The 15,736-nt window shown below is 66.2% G+C and carries 13 protein-coding genes and 1 pseudogene; 6 read left to right on the top strand and 8 right to left on the bottom strand.

Annotation, left to right across the window (positions count from 1 at the left end):
• Nucleotides 1-19 precede the first annotated feature (19 nt).
• Nucleotides 20-3,034, top strand: a complete 3,015-nt coding sequence (locus AC1DGP_RS27950) for an aminotransferase class III-fold pyridoxal phosphate-dependent enzyme (protein ID WP_441507570.1) — start codon at nt 20-22, stop codon at nt 3,032-3,034.
• 25 nt (nt 3,035-3,059) lie between these two features.
• Nucleotides 3,060-3,281: a type 2 periplasmic-binding domain-containing protein gene (locus AC1DGP_RS27945; protein ID WP_441507569.1), complete on the top strand. Its 222-nt coding sequence runs from the start codon at nt 3,060-3,062 to the stop codon at nt 3,279-3,281.
• A 228-nt stretch (nt 3,282-3,509) separates the two neighbouring features.
• On the opposite strand, the pseudogene AC1DGP_RS27940 reads toward AC1DGP_RS27945, so the two are convergent.
• Together AC1DGP_RS27940 and AC1DGP_RS27935 are read right to left on the bottom strand one after the other, a co-directional pair.
• Nucleotides 3,510-5,163: pseudogene (locus AC1DGP_RS27940) on the bottom strand (arylsulfatase).
• 251 nt (nt 5,164-5,414) lie between these two features.
• Nucleotides 5,415-6,077: a helix-turn-helix transcriptional regulator gene (locus AC1DGP_RS27935; RefSeq protein WP_441507568.1), complete on the bottom strand. Its 663-nt coding sequence runs from the start codon at nt 6,075-6,077 to the stop codon at nt 5,415-5,417.
• Nucleotides 6,078-6,169: 92 nt separating this feature from the next.
• Here AC1DGP_RS27935 and AC1DGP_RS27930 point away from each other — a divergent pair, with 92 nt between their 5' ends.
• Both AC1DGP_RS27930 and AC1DGP_RS27925 read left to right on the top strand, forming a co-directional pair.
• On the top strand, nt 6,170-7,597 hold the full coding sequence (locus AC1DGP_RS27930; RefSeq protein ID WP_441507567.1) for an MFS transporter: 1,428 nt from the start codon (nt 6,170-6,172) through the stop codon (nt 7,595-7,597).
• Between the two features lie 158 nt (nt 7,598-7,755).
• On the top strand, nt 7,756-8,271 hold the full coding sequence (locus AC1DGP_RS27925; protein ID WP_476832750.1) for a two pore domain potassium channel family protein: 516 nt from the start codon (nt 7,756-7,758) through the stop codon (nt 8,269-8,271).
• A gap of 180 nt (nt 8,272-8,451) precedes the next feature.
• On the opposite strand, the gene pdxR is transcribed toward AC1DGP_RS27925, so the two are convergent.
• The gene (pdxR, locus tag AC1DGP_RS27920; RefSeq protein WP_441507565.1) at nt 8,452-9,873 is read right to left on the bottom strand and encodes a MocR-like pyridoxine biosynthesis transcription factor PdxR; all 1,422 of its coding nucleotides are present in this window, start codon (nt 9,871-9,873) and stop codon (nt 8,452-8,454) included.
• 77 nt (nt 9,874-9,950) lie between these two features.
• Here pdxR and AC1DGP_RS27915 point away from each other — a divergent pair, with 77 nt between their 5' ends.
• Nucleotides 9,951-10,574: an FMN-binding negative transcriptional regulator gene (locus tag AC1DGP_RS27915; RefSeq protein WP_441507564.1), complete on the top strand. Its 624-nt coding sequence runs from the start codon at nt 9,951-9,953 to the stop codon at nt 10,572-10,574.
• Nucleotides 10,575-10,688: 114 nt separating this feature from the next.
• Nucleotides 10,689-11,561 carry a PhzF family phenazine biosynthesis protein gene (locus AC1DGP_RS27910; protein ID WP_476769266.1) on the top strand — a complete coding sequence of 291 codons (873 nt, stop codon included), beginning with the start codon at nt 10,689-10,691 and terminating at the stop codon, nt 11,559-11,561.
• Between the two features lie 127 nt (nt 11,562-11,688).
• Here the strand turns inward: AC1DGP_RS27910 and AC1DGP_RS27905 are convergent, their stop codons facing one another.
• The 5 genes from AC1DGP_RS27905 to AC1DGP_RS27885 form a co-directional block, all read right to left on the bottom strand.
• Nucleotides 11,689-12,147, bottom strand: coding sequence for a type II toxin-antitoxin system VapC family toxin (locus AC1DGP_RS27905; protein ID WP_441507562.1), 459 nt, complete (start codon nt 12,145-12,147; stop codon nt 11,689-11,691).
• A complete protein-coding gene (locus tag AC1DGP_RS27900; RefSeq protein WP_441507561.1) occupies nt 12,147-12,446 on the bottom strand; it encodes a FitA-like ribbon-helix-helix domain-containing protein in 300 nt (99 codons plus the stop codon). Before AC1DGP_RS27900 ends, AC1DGP_RS27905 begins: the two co-directional genes overlap by 1 nt.
• A 137-nt stretch (nt 12,447-12,583) precedes the next feature.
• A complete protein-coding gene (locus tag AC1DGP_RS27895; RefSeq protein ID WP_441507560.1) occupies nt 12,584-14,143 on the bottom strand; it encodes a DHA2 family efflux MFS transporter permease subunit in 1,560 nt (519 codons plus the stop codon).
• The gene (locus AC1DGP_RS27890) at nt 14,127-14,633 is read right to left on the bottom strand and encodes an isoprenylcysteine carboxyl methyltransferase family protein (RefSeq protein ID WP_441507559.1); all 507 of its coding nucleotides are present in this window, start codon (nt 14,631-14,633) and stop codon (nt 14,127-14,129) included. Before AC1DGP_RS27890 ends, AC1DGP_RS27895 begins: the two co-directional genes overlap by 17 nt.
• A complete protein-coding gene (locus tag AC1DGP_RS27885) occupies nt 14,630-15,682 on the bottom strand; it encodes a type III polyketide synthase (RefSeq protein ID WP_441493384.1) in 1,053 nt (350 codons plus the stop codon). Before AC1DGP_RS27885 ends, AC1DGP_RS27890 begins: the two co-directional genes overlap by 4 nt.
• Nucleotides 15,683-15,736: the final 54 nt, after the last annotated feature.

Raw genomic sequence — 15,736 nt, 5'->3', positions numbered from 1 at the left:
TGAGTTCAGGAGATTTGATATGAACCACGATTGGTTGCGCGCCATCGCGGAACAGTTCGGGAGCACGGGGGGGCTGCGGCAGCTTGGCGGCGAGCATGACCTGAACTTCCGCGCTACAGCCCCGCAAGGCGATATTATCATCAAGGCGATGCGCGCTCATGGCGATGCCGCTCTGGTCGAGCAGCAATGCGTGGCCATCGCTCACGCCCTCTCGGCCGATCCCACGCTGCCGCTGCCGCAGGTGTTACCGGCACGGGACGGTCGTGCCTGGCAGCATGTCGCGGACGACCGCGGGCAGCCGCGGATGGTGTGGGTCCAGCGCGCGCTTGAAGGCATCCCGATGGGCGAGGCAGGGCCGCAGCAGCTAGCGGTCCTGTCGTCGTTTGGCGCACTGGCGGCGCGGCTCGATCTTGCGCTTGCCCGGTTCGAGGGGGCGGCCACGGCGGATGCGGCAAAATGGGACCTGACGAAGGCGGGGTGGATCGGCGCGCATCTCGATGTACTCGGAAACGGCGCGCGTCGCCGGCTGATCGAGGACATCCTGGCCGATTACGAGGCCGCACTCCCGTCGCTGAGGGGCTTGCCATCGCAGGTGATCCATAACGATCTCAATGACTTCAACATCCTTGTCGTGCCGGGCCTCGCGGAGCCGACGCGCATCAGCGGGCTGATCGATTTCGGCGATATGGCGGTCGGCCCGAGGGTCTGCGAACTGGCGATCGCCGGCGCTTATGCGATCCTCGACCATGAGACGCCCGAGGCGGCCCTTGCGGCATTGGTCGCCGGCTATCACAGCGCCTCGCCGCTGACCGCAGCCGAGACCGACCTGATCTGGCCGCTGCTGCGCACGCGCCTTGCCGTCAGCGTCGTGAACTCGACGATCGAAGCGGCCGGACGCCCCGGCGACGCCTATGTGACCATCTCGCAGGCACCCGCCTGGCGGTTGCTGGAGAACGCAGCGCTCGACGGCGCGCTCATGCGGGCGCGCTTGCGCGTCGCATGCAGACTGCCGGCAACCGACTCGGCAGACCGCGTGGCCGCCTGGCTCGACCGGCAGAGGGGAACCTTTGCCGCGGTGATCGGCGAGGCACTGGACGACCTATCCGTCGGCCAGCTCTCGGTAGCGACGAGCACGGTGCCTCAGGACCCGTTCAACCTGCGTAAAGACGAGGCCCGCCATCTCGGTCCGCGCAAGGGTTCGGATAGGAGCCGCTGGCTCGGGCAATATGGCGAGCCAAGGCTGGTCTACACCGACCGGGCCTTCCACAAGGGACCGTGGCGGGCGTCGAACCGGCGTACCATCCACATGGCCATCGACATCTTCGCTCCGGCGGGGCACCCGGTCCATGCGCCGCTGGCGGGGAGGGTGGCCATGGTGGAGAACCGCACCGGCCATCTCGACTATGGCGGCGTTGCGATCCTCGAGCACCAGACCCCCGAGGGCGACGTCTTCCATACGCTCTACGGCCATCTCGACCCGGCTCTGTGCGAGACGCTTCGTCCCGGCTGCGAGGTGACTGCGGGCGAGGTGTTCGCGCGGCTGGGAACACCCGACGGGAACGGCGGCTGGGAACCGCATCTGCATTTCCAGCTCGCCCTGACGCTGGACGGAATGGGCCATGACTGGCCAGGCGTAGCGGACCCGGACGACTGGGAGCTCTGGCAGGCAATCTGCCCCAATCCGGCGGCGCTGCTCAATCTTCCGGACGACCGGGCCGCCTATCGGCCGATCGATGAAGCCGCGTTGCTGGCCGAGCGCAAGGCCCGGTTCGGCGCCAATCTCAAGCTCAGCTATCGGCGCCCCGTCACCTTCCTGCGCGGCTGGCGCCACCACCTCTTCGATGAGATGGGACGGCCCTATCTCGACGCTTACAACAACGTTCCCCATGTCGGTCATGCGCATCCACGCATCCGGACCGTTGCCGCCGACCAGCTGGCGCGGATGAACTCCAACACACGCTACCTGCACCCGGCTCAGGTCGCGCTGGCCGAGCGCATTACCGCGAAGTTGCCCGAGGAGCTGGAGATCTGCTTCTTCGTCAATTCGGGTTCGGAGGCGAACGAACTCGCGCTTCGCCTCGCACGCGCGGCCAGCGGCGGCTACGACATCGTCACGCCCGATCACGGCTATCACGGCAACACCACCGGTGCGATCGACATCTCGGCCTATAAATTCAACAAGCCGGGCATGGGCGGCCGCAAGCCATGGGTGCAGCTGGTCGACGTCGCGGATGATTATCGCGGGCGGTTCCGACGCGACGATCCCGACAGGGCGCTGCGTTATGCCGCGCAGGTCGACGAGGCTCTGGCAGCGATCGAACGGCGAGGCGGCAAGGTGGCCGGCTTCATCGCGGAGACTTTCCCGAGCGTCGGCGGCCAGATCATCCCGCCGCCGGGCTACCTCGCGCAGGTCTATGAGCGCATCCGTCGGGCCGGTGGCATCTGCATCGCCGATGAGGTGCAGACCGGGCTGGGCCGGCTCGGCGACTTCTATTTCGGGTTCGAGCAGCAAGCCGTGCGGCCCGACATCGTGGTGCTGGGCAAGCCGCTGGGCAACGGCCATCCCATCGGTGCAGTGATCACGACCCGCGCCGTTGCCGACCGTTTCGCCGAGGGACCGGAATATTTCTCGACTTTCGGCGGCTCGACCCTGTCCTGCTTGATCGCTGCCGAAGTGCTCGACATCGTCGAGGATGAAAGGCTGGCGGCCAACGCGAAGGCAATGGGCGAGCGCCTGCTCACCGGTTTGCAGGCGCTGGGCGAGAAGTACCCGGTCATCGGCGACGTCCGCGGCCTCGGCCTATTCCTGGGCGTCGATCTGGTCACGGATGGCGACAGCCGCACCCCGGCGACGGCGGCCGCGGATTATGTCGTGAACCGGTTGCGCGACATGCGCATCCTGATCGGGCGCGAAGGACCGGCGGACAACATCCTGAAGATCAGGCCGCCTCTGACAGTCGAGGCCGAAGATGTCGATATGCTGCTTGCTCGGCTGGATATCTGCCTGCGCGAAGTGGAAACAGCGCGATACTAAAGCAAACTCCGAGACGCCCTATGGCGTGACGATCGCCATTCTCGCCGCGCAAGGGCTCGGCATCGGCCTGGTCAACCCCTTCGTCATTGCCGATCGCATGATCGGCGGCATCGCTGTGCGCCCATTCGAGCCGTCGGTCCATTTCCGGGCGCTGCTGCGCCCGCCCGACGGCGCGAACTCACGCCTCGGCGCGGATTTCACGAGCGAATTTTTTGCCGTCCGCAATGCGTTCCTGGTCGCCGATTGAGAGGCAGGCTGCGGGGGCTGGCCGCAGGCTCGCGCGCGAGGCCCGTTGCCCGGCAATGGCGATCGTCACGGCTTGATGCGCCGACGCATCGTCTCGGCCGATGGGGCAGGCGCTCCGAGCGGACTGACATCCGTGTTTCGTGCTCGGCCCTGTGGGAATGCCGGCATCCATGGGCGGCTCGCGCTGCCCCGGCGAAAAGACGCCGGGACAGCGCGAACCTTGGGTTTCTCAGCGAGGCCGGAGCGATTCCAGCTCCTTGAGGCGCTTCATCGCGGCCTGCTGGTTGAGCAGCCCGTAGTTGATGCCGCCGGCATTGAGCGAACTGCCGGACTGGTAGGGATACTGGTCGAAGTCGGAGAAGAACTCCTTGATCTTCCCCTGTATGGGCACGAGCAGCCACATGTTCTGGGCCAGGAACTTCATGGCTTCGCCGCCTTCTTCCAGGCCGCGCTCGTAGGGATCCATGCGCAGGTTGGTGATCATCGCCCAGGCCGTGACCTCGCGTGTGCCGGTCGCGATATTGCCCTTGGCCTGGGCAAAGCTGAGCTTCCAGTCGTTCCAGCGGATCGCGTTGAGATTTCCGGCCTGATCGAAATACATCAACGCGTCCCGGGGCGCGGTTTTGACCTCGCCCCTGAAATAGGGCCCGAAATCAAAGCCATCGAGATGGACCTTGAAGGTCTTGGTTCCCGCGGTGAAGCCGGCCTTCATCTTCTCCTTGATGTCTCCCGCCCCGGCGGCGGCGCAGAGCGTCGGGAACCAGTCGATCAGCGAGATCGTGTCGTTGTACTGTGTGCCGGGTTTGATCACGCCGGGCCAGCGCACCATCATGGGAATGCGCATGCCGCCTTCCCAGGTCGTGCCCTCTCGCTCTTGAACGGCGTCATCGCGCCGTCCGGCCAGAGCGCGAGCTCGGCGCCGTTATCGGTCGTGTAGATCACGATCGTATTGTCGGCGATGCGCAGATCGTCGAGCTGCTTCAGGAGTTCGCCGACCATGCCGTCATGCTCGACCATGCCGTCGGCATGGATGCCCTTGCCGGTCTTGCCCATCGATTCCTTCTTCAGATGGGTGAAGACATGCATGCGGGTCGAGTTGAACCAGAGGAAGAAGGGGCGGTTCGCCTTCACCTGCCGGTCGATGAAATCCTTGGCGCCGGCCAGGAATTCCTCGTCGACGGTTTCCATGCGCTTGGTGTTGAGCGGCCCGGTATCCTCGATCTTGCCGTCGGCGGATGACTTGATCACGCCGCGCGGGCCGAACTTGCGCTTGAACTCCGGGTCCTTCGGATAAAAATAGCCCTCGGGCTCCTCCTCGGCATTCAGGTGGTAAGATTGCCGAAGAACTCGTCGAAGCCGTGCCGCGTCGGCAGGTGCTCGTCGCGGTCGCCGAGATGGTTCTTGCCGAATTGCCCGGTCGCGTAGCCCTGCGTCTTCATCACGTCGGCAATGGTCGGCATCCAGTCCTGGATGCCGTGCGGGTCGCCCGGCATGCCGATGGTCAGAAGACCGGTGCGGAACGGCTCCTGGCCGAGGATGAAGGAGGCGCGGCCGGCGGTGCAGCTCTGCTGGCCGTAACTGTCGGTGAAGATCGCGCCTTCCTGCGCGATACGGTCGATATTGGGCGTGCGGTAGCCCATCATGCCCATGGTGTAGGCGCTGATCTGGGGAATGCCGATATCGTCGCCGAAGATCACGACGATGTTGGGCTTGCGCCCTGCGGAGCCCGCCGGTGCCGCGGGCGCGGGCTGCGCCTGGGCGATCGCGGCCGAGCCCGACAGCCCCGCCGCGGCGAGCGCTGTACCCCCGAGCAGGATGCTGCGGCGATCGACGATTTTTTCAGTATTACCCGGGAGTTCAGCCGGCGTAGCCTTCGGATTCATAGCAAAATCCCTTCATATGCAGCAGAAACAGCGGAAGGAGATAGCGGGGTCCAAGCAGAGGTACTGTGCCCGCTGACTACTTCATGCGCAAGAAGGGGAGCCTTTGCTCGTCCTGCAGAGGGCGAATGCCAGCGCTGCTACGGGCGTGAGCGCGGCCGTTCGACCGGACGCAATCGGATGCCTCAGTCATTTGGGGCAATGGCCGCCGCAAGAGGAGTGCCGGCTTGTCTCGATTGGGCGCCCCAGCGGATTCAGGCCGGGAGCGAACGGACCCGATAGGCGCAGCGGCGCGCACCCGCCGGGATATGCTCGATGCGCTCGACCTCGACATCTGGCCCGAGAACGGCGCGGAAGATCGCCAGCTCCGAACGGCACAGGCCCTGGCAGGCGGTCGCCGCCGCGCAGATCGGGCAATGGTTCTCGATGAACAGGAAGCGGCCGGGCTCCTCCTCGGCAATCCCGGCCATATAGCCTTCGCGGCTGCGGATTTCGGCGAGCGCGGCCAGTTTGCGCCGAAGTGGGCCGCCGTCACCGACATGCGCGCGATAGGCGGACAGGCAGGCCTGTTCGCGGTGAGCGATCAGCTGCTGCAGCCCGGGCTCGCCAAAGACAGTCCGGACGGACTGCAGCAGGTCGAGCGTCAGGTCGGAGTGACGGTCGGGGAACCGGTCATGTCCCTGCCGCGAGAGCTCCCAGTATTTCTTCGGCCGGCCACGCCCTTCCTGCCGGTCATGGCTCGTCACCAGGCCGTCGGCTTCGAGCTTGAGCAGATGCTGCCTTGCGCCCGCCGGGGTCATGTCGAGCCGCGCCGCGATCGCCGCAGCCATCTGCGCGCCGCGCGTCTTCAGATGGAACAGCATCCGCTCCCGGCTGCGCTCGTCGCCCTGGCCTTGGCTGTCGTTGTCTTGACTCATGGCTCTCAATTTAGATAGCAATTGGTTTCTAAATTAAATCACCTTGCGAGTCGATGCAAGGCGTGGCGCGCCGCAGGCGGGGACAGACGGACATGGATCGGGACGCGTCTGCCACGCAATGGCGGGATCTTCTGGACTGGGCATGGCTGCCGACGCTCGCGATCCTGATGAGCGGCGTGCTGCTGCAGTCGATGAACTCCCTGCTGCTGACCACGGTGCTGCCTTCGATCGCCGCCGAACTCGGCGGCGCCGGCATGCTGAGCCTGCCCGCGACCGCCTATGTCGGCGCCTCGATCGTGGCGGCCAGCGGGGCTGGCCTGCTGACGACCCGATACGGCGTCCGGGACACCTTATGCGTCGGGGTGGTGATCTTCGGCCTGGGCGCGCTGGTCTGTTCGTTCGCGGCGAGCATGAAATGGGTCATCGCCGCGCGCCTTGTCCAGGGTTTCGGCGGCGGTCTCGAAGTCGGGGCGGCCTATACCGCGGTCCGGGCGATCTTCCCGCCAAGGCTCTGGCCGCGGGTCATCGCGCTGATGGCGACGAGCTGGACGATTTCCGTCTTTGCCGGGCCGCTCATTGGCGGCCTGTTCGCACGCGCCGGACATTGGCGCGGCGCCCTCATCGTGACGGTGATCCTCTCGATCATCCTGGCGGTGGCTGCCGCGCTCGTGCTGCCTGGGAACCGATCGGCAGAGCGCTCCGACGCGTCGCGCCTTCCTGCCGGTCGGATCGGACTGATCTGCCTGGCCATCACGGCGATGTCGTCGGCATCGCTCGTCCAGGCGGGCAGCGCCAAGGCAGGCCTCATCCTTGTGGCGGTCGCGGCGCTCGCCCTGATGCTGCGGTTCGACCGCGAAGCACCGGTGCGCCTGCTGCCGAGCGATGCGTTCTCGTTCAGGACCGAGACCGGCATCGGCCTCTGGCTCATCCTGTTGCTCTGCATCGCCTTCAGCCCGCTGCACATCTATCTGCCCATTTTCCTGCAAAGGCTCCGCGGCCTCGATCCGCTCGAGGCCGGGTTCATGGTTGCTAGCGGGTCGCTGGCCTGGACGATCGCGTCCGTGCTGGTCTCCGGCTTGACCGGTCCCTGGCCGAGGCGCCTGCTGCTCTCGGGCCCGGTTCTCATGGCCGGCGGCCTGATCGCGCTGGGCCTGCTCCTGCAGAGCCCGGCGCCGAGCTACGCCCTGATCCTCGCCGTCGTCGTGCTCGGCATCGGGATCGGGCAGGCTTGGCCCTTTGTCGGCCCGACGATCATGAACGGCGCGAAGCCGGGAGACGAGGCGGCGGCCGCCTCCGCCGTCCCGACTATGCAGCAGACCGGGCTGGCCCTTGGCGCGGCGTTGGCGGGCGTGGTCGCGAATGCCAGCGGCTTTGCCTCGGCCGTCTCCGAAGCCGAGATCGGGAATGCGGCCTTCTGGGTTCCGGCCTGTTTCGCCATCGCCGCCGGCCTGGCATGGCTGGCGAGCGTCCGGCTCTACCGGCAGCGGCGCGCCAGTCCCGGCTCGGGAGCCGGGACGTAGAGCAGTCCCAAGCGCGCAGCTGCTCTCGCTAAGTTGAAGCGACATAACGGCTCAAGGCTTCACTCATCGGACCCAATTCGGTATCCGCTGCGATGATCTAAGCGGCTGTGATTGCATCGGCTTTCCCAAGAGCTGCAATCCATCGCGCCTGCCGATGCTTGAACACCGCCGCCGGGAGGTCACGCTGGAGCCGCATTTGGTCAACACAACCCGATGCGCAAGCGTACGTGCCAGGTCAGGACATCGCTATGTACTTGTTCTCGTTAGCAGCGGCCGTCTGCGCCATCGGGTGTATACTTGTCCATTACGAGTTCCTGCGTTTGATATCGGGCAGCGCGGCGCATCTTTCCGTCGCGCCAAGGCAGAGAATTGTCTTCGTTGTTGCCGGAAGCATGGTCAGTCATCTCATTCAGATCCTGATTTTTGCGCTGTTGCTTTGGCTGCTCTCCGTTGCCGTGAATGAAGAGGTGTTCGGGATCGGCATTCCCGTGTCGTTCCAGCAATCGCTCTATGTCTCCTTTGAATCCTACGCCTCGCTCGGCAGCAGCAACGCGCTGCCCTTCGGCCCCTTGCGGATTTTCATCGGCGTCGAGGGGCTGGCGGGGCTGGTGGTGATCGGCTGGACCTCGGCCTTCACCTATTGGTGCATGACGCAGTACTGGAACGACCACTGAGGCCGATCGTGTCGCCTGGCCGGCAAGGGCGATGAGGCAGAGGCTGATCAGATCTGGAAAGTCTCATCCTGGCAATGGCTTGGATGGCCTGATTCGCGTGATACCTGACATCCGGTCCGGCTGGGCGAGGTCCGGAGCGGGCCTGGCGGCCTTGCCGGGCGCGCTCGCCGGTCCCGCGTCTCAGCGCTGTCCGGCCAGGAGAGGCGCCAGCAGCGTGATGCCCTTCTTCACGGCGTCGAGGTCGAGGCCGGCATAGCCGAGAATGAACCCGGCTTCGTGGGGCCGGGGCCCGGCTGGATCATAGAGCGGCGAGACCGGATAGAGCCCGACGCCGGCGGCGCGTGCGGCCGCGACGATCCCGGACTCGCGCTCGGCCGCGACATCCGTGAGCCAGGCGACGACATGCAGGCCGGTATCGGCGCCTTCGATGGTCACGATCGGCCCAAGCTCCTCGGCCAGGGCCTGGAGCAGCACGGCCCGTCGCTCGGCATTGCTCCGGCGGATGCTCCGGACATGGCGCTCATAGGCGCCCTCGCTCAGGAGATCGGCCAGCGCCTCCTGCTCCAGGAGAGGCGTGTGCCGGTCGGTCAGGCGCTTCGCCTCGACAAAGGGGGGGGTAAGCGACGGCGGGACGACGAGATAGCCGAGGCGCAGCGCCGGCGAGAGCGTCTTGGAGAATGTCCCGGCATAGATCACCGCGTCGGGCTCGAGCGCCTGCAAGGGCGGGATCGGCGCGACGTCATGCCGATACTCGCCGTCATAATCATCCTCGATGATCGTGGCGCCGCTGTTTGCAGCCCAGGCCAGCAGCGCGCGCCTGCGCGTCGCCGAGAGAACGCTGCCGAGCGGAAACTGGTGCGAGGGCGTGACATAGGCGAGCCGAGCCGGGGGCAGGGCATCGGTCACGAGCCCATCCCGGTCGACCGGAACCGGGCGGGCGATGCCGCCGGCGGCCGCGAAGGCGTGGCGGGCGAGCAGATAGCCGGGGTTCTCGATCACGAAGGCGTCGCCGGGATCGAGCAGCAGTCGCGCGCAGAGATCGAGCCCCTGCTGCGAGCCGTTGACGATGATGATCTGCTCGGCCGAGCAGGTGATGCCGCGGGCCCGCCAGAGATAGCCCTGCAGCGCACCGCGAAGCGCAGGCGCTCCTTGCGGATCGCCATAGCGCAGCCGCCGGCTGCGTCGCAGGCTGACCCTGTTCAGGGCGCGGCGCCAGGCGAGCACGGGAAAATCGGCGCCGGAGAGATCGCCATAGCGGAAATCCGCGATCGAGGCCGGCTGCGTCGCGGCCGGCCGGGGCAGGGCGAGCAATCGCTGTGCGAAATCCGAAAGATGCCGAGGTGCGGAGAGCCGCGCCGGCACCGGCGCTGCCGCGCCAAGCCCCTTGGCCACGATCGGCCGCGCGCCGGCCCGACTGAGCAGGTAGCCCTCGGCGATCAGCTGGCCATAGGCGAGTGTCACCGTCGTGCGGGACGCGCCCCATTCGGCAGCAAAGGTCCGGGTCGACGGCAGGCGGTCGCCAGGCTGATAGGCGCCGGCATGGATCTGCTCCTTGATTGCCGCGATGATCCGGCGCGCGACGCCGTCAGTGAACTGGACCACATCAAACCTTCGAAACTGGCCGTTTCCAGAAAGCCAGGTTGGGCGCATCTCTCTTCGCAGCACAAGGAGTTCCAGAAATGTATACCCCGCCAGCCTTCCGTGACGATGACAGGGACAGCCTGCGGGCGACGATCCGCGCCTCCAGGCTCGCCACTCTGGTTACCGGCACCGTCGATGGCGTGCTGGCGACGCCCTTGCCGCTCTTCCTCGAGGAGAACGAGGGCGAGCATGGCGTGCTCTACGGCCATCTCGCCAAGGCCAACCCGCAGGGCCGGACCACAGCGCTGGGCGAGGCGCTCGCGATCTTCATGGGCCCGGACGCCTATGTTACGCCCTCCTGGTACGAGACCAAACAGGAGACCGGGAAGGTCGTGCCGACCTGGAACTATGTCGCGGTCCATGCCTATGGCCCGATCGAGTTCTTCGACGACGCGACGCGCCTTCTCGACGTCGTGACCCGCCTGACCAACCTGCACGAGGGCGAGCGCGCCAAGCCCTGGACGGTGTCCGAGGCCCCGCCCGATTTCGTGCAGGCGCAGCTGCGCGGCATCATCGGCCTGCGCCTGCCGATCACCCGGCTGGAGGGCAAGCGCAAGCTCAGCCAGAACCGCAGCCCGGCCGACCGCGCCAATGTCGCGGCAGGTCTCGCGGCGAGCGACCGCGCCACGGATCGCGAGGTCGGAGCGCTCATCCCCGCTTGAGCTTGACGGGGGGCTGCTCGACGCCGTGGAGGATGTCGCTCGCATGTCGCGGACCTCGCCAGTCCCTTGCCGATCGGCTATCCCAATCCTGCCGTCTCGATGCGAGGACATGCCATGGCCCGGGCCTATAAGGTCGTCGATGCGTTTTCCGCCAAGCCGCTGCTCGGCAATCCGGTGGCGGTCATTCTCGATGGTGCGGGGCTGAGCGACGCTGCGATGCAGGCGATCGCGCAGTGGACCAATCTGTCCGAGACCACCTTCGTGCTGCCGCCGACACGCAGTGACGCCGATTACCGGCTGCGGATTTTTACGCCCGGCAGCGAGTTGCCCTTTGCAGGTCACCCGACGCTCGGCAGCGCCCATGCGGTGATCGAGGCCGGGCTCGTTGCCCCGCGCGGCGGCAGGCTGGTGCAGGAATGCGGGGTCGGTCTCGTCGCGATCACGGTCGAAGGGGAGGGCGCGGCGCGCCGGCTGACCCTTGCCCTGCCGCCGGCGACCGTCACGACCCTGCCGACGGCTGAACTCGTCGAACTGGAGGCCATCCTCGGCCATGAGATCCTGCGCGAGGCGAGCCCGGCCATCGTCAATGTCGGCGCGGTCTGGCTCATCGCCGAGATCGACGGCGCAGAGGCGCTGCTGGCGCTGAAACCCGATTTCGCGCGCTCGGCTGCCTTCGAGCGCCGCCTGGGCGTGACCGGCATCACGGTCTTCGCCAGGCGCGAGGGCGGCGGCCCCGAGATCGAGGTCCGGTCCTTCGCGCCCTCCTGCGGGGTGAACGAGGACCCGGTCTGCGGCAGCGGCAATGGCAGCGTTGCGGTCTTCCGGGCGGCGCGCGGGCTCTTGCCCGCTGGGGGCACGCGCTACGAGGCGGCCCAGGGCCGCTGCGTCGGGCGCGACGGCACGATCGCCATCTCGGTGGATGCGGGCGGCAAGGTCCAGGTCGGCGGCGCCTGCGTCACCACCGTGAACGGCACGCTTCTGCTCTGAAGGCTCCTGCTCTGAGGGCTTTCGCCCGCTGTCGCACCGCCAGGAGTGCCGTGGCTGCGGCGTTCCACGGGGCGGGCGGGCGCAGGCCGAGTTCCGCTGGCTGGCTCCGGCGGAACACTGCACCGACCTATCGCTTGCTCCGATCGGGGGCAGGTCTGGCGGCCATATCCGCCAGCGAATGGCATGAGCTTGCGAGCTCTCGCGATGCGCGCTGGGCAATGATGCGCAGGAACCTGTCATCCGCTGTCACGAAAGCCGCACCCGTCTGGACTGCTGCTGCCAGGTAGGTGCAGTCGTAGGCGGGATGCGAAATCTCGATTGCAAGACTCGCTGCCCGTTCCAGCAAACCAGCCATCGAGAGAAACGCGACCCCGGAGCGTTCAAGAAGCCTTGCCGCAAGGATGGCTTCTTCGCGTTCAAGTTCGCCGCGCGCTGTTTTCTTCCAAAGGATGTTCGCGCATTCCGGGATGAGAAGCTCCGGAGACGCGAAACGGAAGCGCGAGCGCAGATCGACGGCGGCTTGGGAGCCTTCTTCTTCGACGACCCATTTTATCGCGACGCTGGCATCGACGATCACCGTCTCCATTAGCGTTCGTCTCGGCCCTCGCGCATGAGCTCTTCGGAGGGTGTCTGCTTGCGGGACGCGGTCAGCCTCCTCAGGCTGGCTGCCAAGCTGTCGAAATCAGGCTCCGTTTCGTTTTGCAGAACCTGACGCAGGATTTCTCGATGCTCGGCTTCCGCCGAGCGGCCGTGTCGAGCGGCGCGCATTTTCAGTTTTAGTATCAGGTCGTCGTCCAGATTGCGGACATGGAGGTTTCCCGCCATCGATGTGCCTCCAATGATCTCATTGAGATCAAAGATAGCGATCGCATCACGGTCGCGCAAGGACAGGCGACCGCCGCGCGAGACGTGCTCACGGCCAGGGCATGAGTGGTGCGGCCCCGCGGTTTGGCAGCCCTTCCGAGCCGGTGAAGTGACGGGGGGCGGCACTATGCCTTTCGCATGGTGCGGCGCCAGGCCGCTCAGACGCGAACCTGATCGCCGATCGGCACCTTCCTGGCGAAGGGAACGAACGCCATGGCTGCGATCGTGAGGACGGCAACCAGTCCCCAGGCCTCGTTGATCGACAGGACCAGGGCTGCCTTCTCGACCAGTGGCTGAAGCAGCGCCTGGGCCTGGGCGTCGAGCGGCCCGGGCGGCCGCATCGCCATGAGTTCGAGGGGCACGCCGATGAACTTCGCCGTCTCGACATCGCCTCTTTGCAGCCGCTCCATGATCGCCGTGCCGTGCACGGGCGAGCGGCTGTAGATCACGGTGTCGATCAGGGCGAGACCGATCGCACCGCCCAGGTTTCGCATCAGGTTGAACAGGCCGCTGGCGTCGGGAACGCGCATCGGGGGAAGCTGTCCCAATGCGAGGCGCGTCGGTGGCAGAAGGCAAAACATGATGGCCAGGCCACGGACCACCTGCGGCCAGAACATCGCGTCATAGTCGGTCTGCGGGGTCTGAAAGGCACTCAGTCCCAGGCCGAGGGCGAAGAGGGTAAAGCCGATGCCGGTCAACAGGCGGACATCGACACGACGCTCCAGGGCAACGGCGACCGGCGCGATGGCAAGTTGGGCGGCGCCGGTCACCAGCATGATCTCGCCGATCTCGAGCGCATTGTGATCGCGCACGAAGGCCAGGAAGACCGGCATCAGATAGACCGATCCAAACAGCCCGATGCCGAGGACAAAGCTGAGGATGCTGCCGATCATGAAATTCCGGTCCGCAAAGCTTCTCAGATCGACGATCGGAGCATCGGCTTGCAAAGTCCGCCTGATGAAGCCGAGACCGCTCGCCAGGCTCAGCGCGATCAGCCCCAGGATCAGGCCCGAGATCCAGCCGCGCTGAGGTGCCTCCTTCAATGCGATCTCGATCGCTGCCAGCGCGATCGCCATCATCACCAGAGACAGGGCATCGAGCTTGCGCGCTTCGGTGAGGCTCGGCTTGTCACGTGGCAGGAGGAAAGCGGCTAGTGCTGCCGAGACGACGCCGGGAATGACGTTGATCAGGAACAGCCAGTGCCAGGAATAGGTCTGCGTGATCCAGCCGCCGACGATCGGCCCGACCGTTGGCGCGAGCACGGCAAAGACGCCGGCCAACGTCGTCGCGATGGCCTGCCTGCTCGGCGGGAAGAGCAAAAAGACAGCCGAAAAGACCGCGGGAATCAAAGTGCCGCCTGAAAACCCCTGAAGGACGCGCCAGGCGATCAGGGCCGGGAACGACTGGCTCGCCGCACAGCCGATGGAGGCTGCGGTAAAGACGGCGAGCGCCACGACGAACAGCCAGCGCATCGAGAGAAAGCGCGTCAGGAAACCCGTCAGCGGAATCGCGATGACCTCGGCGATGAGATAGGCGGTCTGGACCCAGCTCATCTGGTCGGGCGAAATGTCCAGTGCGCTCTGGATCGTCGGCAGGGAGGTGACGACGACCTGCACGTCGAGGATCGCCATGAACATGCCGATGCACATGGCGGCAAAGCCGATCCATGTCGCAGCGGTGACGCGCCCTTCGCCGATCGCATCAGCCGGTGGCGGCATGGCGAGCCTCTTCAAGCGCAGTATTCTCGGCGCGGATGCGGATCGTCAGGACGAGGCCGTTGGCGATCGAAAAGACTAGCGCGAACCATGGCAGGCCAAGGCACAGCGGCAGGACGGCGATCTCGCCAATGACGACGATGTAGTTCGGGTGCGACACGAACCGATAAGGGCCCCGTGCCACGAGCCTCTCGCCCGGTGCGACGATGATGCGGGTCGTCCAACGCCGGCCGAGCGTCACCAGCACCCAAAGGCGCAGCCCCTGAAACAGGAGGAAAGCCGCGAGCCAGCCGAGATGGATCGCTTGTGCCCAACCGAGCAGCCAAAGTCCGATCAGCCAGGCTGCGTGCAGCAGGACGATCAGCGGATAGTGGCCGGCAGCCTTCTCCACGGCGCCCTTGGCGAGCAAGGCAGACGTGTTTCTATGCGCGAGCCAGAGTTCGCCGATCCGCTCGGCCGTCACCAGGGCCAGCAAGACGATGGCCGGTGTCATGTCCCTTGCCGCAGCGAGGCGCAGCTCACGGTGAAGCCCGGCCCCATCGCCATCAGCAGCGTGCGCGAGGGCAGGCCTGCCGCGATCGCACGCTGGAGGACGAAGAGGGCGGTCGGAGCCGACATGTTGCCATAGTCGGACAGGACGGCACGTTCGTGGTCGAGCGCGCCTTGCGCGAGTGAAAACGCGCTTTCCAGGGCCTCGATCACCTTCTTCCCGCCGGGATGACAGGCAAAGAGATCGATGTCGGACAGCGACAGCCCTTCACGCTCCAGGATCCCTGCAATGGCTGGGTTGATCCGCTCCTCCGCGAAGGGCGGGATCGCCCGGTCGAAGATCACGCCAAAGCCCTGGGGATCGACCGTCCAGCCCATGATATCCAGCGTGTCGGGCCACATGTGCTGCCCGGTCATCTCGACCGTGGCGATGCCATCCGGCCCTGCCTGCAGGATGCAGGCTGCCGCGCCATCGCCGAACAAGGCGGTCGCAACGATGTTGGCCTTCGTCAAGACATCGAGTCGGAAAGCCAGCGTGCAGATCTCGACAGCCACGAGCAGGATTGTCGAACCTGGGCGCGACGCGGCCAGGCGGGACGCGATCGAGAAACCCGATACGCCGCCGGCACATCCCAGGCCGAACACCGGGACACGTTCGACGTCGCTTCTGAAGCCAAGTCTCTCGGCGACACGGGCATCGAGGCTGGGGGTCGCTATGCCCGTCGACGAGACCGTCACGATCGTATCGATCTCGGACGCCTGTAGTCTGGCGGCGCCCAGCGCCTGCGTCGTTGCATCCACGAACAGGTCGCAAGCGCCGGCGACATAGGCGGCGCTGCGCTCGGGCCATCCCAATGGCTGCAGATACCACTCGATCGGCCGGACGGCATAGCGGCGGCTGATGCCCGAATTTTCGAAGACGCGCGCAAGCTGCTCGAAATCGGGATAGCGGCCGGCAAAGCTCCGATGGGCGGCTGCCGCCACATCGCGCTGGCGAAACTCATGGGGCGGAACAGCCGTCGCGACGGAAACGAGCTTGACCGGGTGAGCCATAGCCACTTCCAGGCATGGCGGGCGGTGCCGCCCGATGCGGGCGGACCTGCAACG

This window comes from Allobosea sp. 05T433, from assembly GCF_056396065.1.
This window is presented reverse-complemented; position numbering and strand designations above follow the sequence as displayed.

What these genes read in the sequence shown, in the direction of transcription:
- AC1DGP_RS27885 (WP_441493384.1), bottom strand. Translation starts at nt 15,682, where the DNA reads ATGGCTCACCCGGTCAAGCTCGTTTCCGTCGCGACGGCTGTTCCGCCC.
- AC1DGP_RS27890 (WP_441507559.1), bottom strand. Translation starts at nt 14,633, where the DNA reads ATGACACCGGCCATCGTCTTGCTGGCCCTGGTGACGGCCGAGCGGATC.
- AC1DGP_RS27905 (WP_441507562.1), bottom strand. Translation starts at nt 12,147, where the DNA reads ATGGAGACGGTGATCGTCGATGCCAGCGTCGCGATAAAATGGGTCGTC.
- AC1DGP_RS27915 (WP_441507564.1), top strand. Translation starts at nt 9,951, where the DNA reads ATGTATACCCCGCCAGCCTTCCGTGACGATGACAGGGACAGCCTGCGG.
- AC1DGP_RS27950 (WP_441507570.1), top strand. Translation starts at nt 20, where the DNA reads ATGAACCACGATTGGTTGCGCGCCATCGCGGAACAGTTCGGGAGCACG.
- AC1DGP_RS27895 (WP_441507560.1), bottom strand. Translation starts at nt 14,143, where the DNA reads ATGCCGCCACCGGCTGATGCGATCGGCGAAGGGCGCGTCACCGCTGCG.
- AC1DGP_RS27935 (WP_441507568.1), bottom strand. Translation starts at nt 6,077, where the DNA reads ATGAGTCAAGACAACGACAGCCAAGGCCAGGGCGACGAGCGCAGCCGG.
- AC1DGP_RS27930 (WP_441507567.1), top strand. Translation starts at nt 6,170, where the DNA reads ATGGATCGGGACGCGTCTGCCACGCAATGGCGGGATCTTCTGGACTGG.
- AC1DGP_RS27910 (WP_476769266.1), top strand. Translation starts at nt 10,689, where the DNA reads ATGGCCCGGGCCTATAAGGTCGTCGATGCGTTTTCCGCCAAGCCGCTG.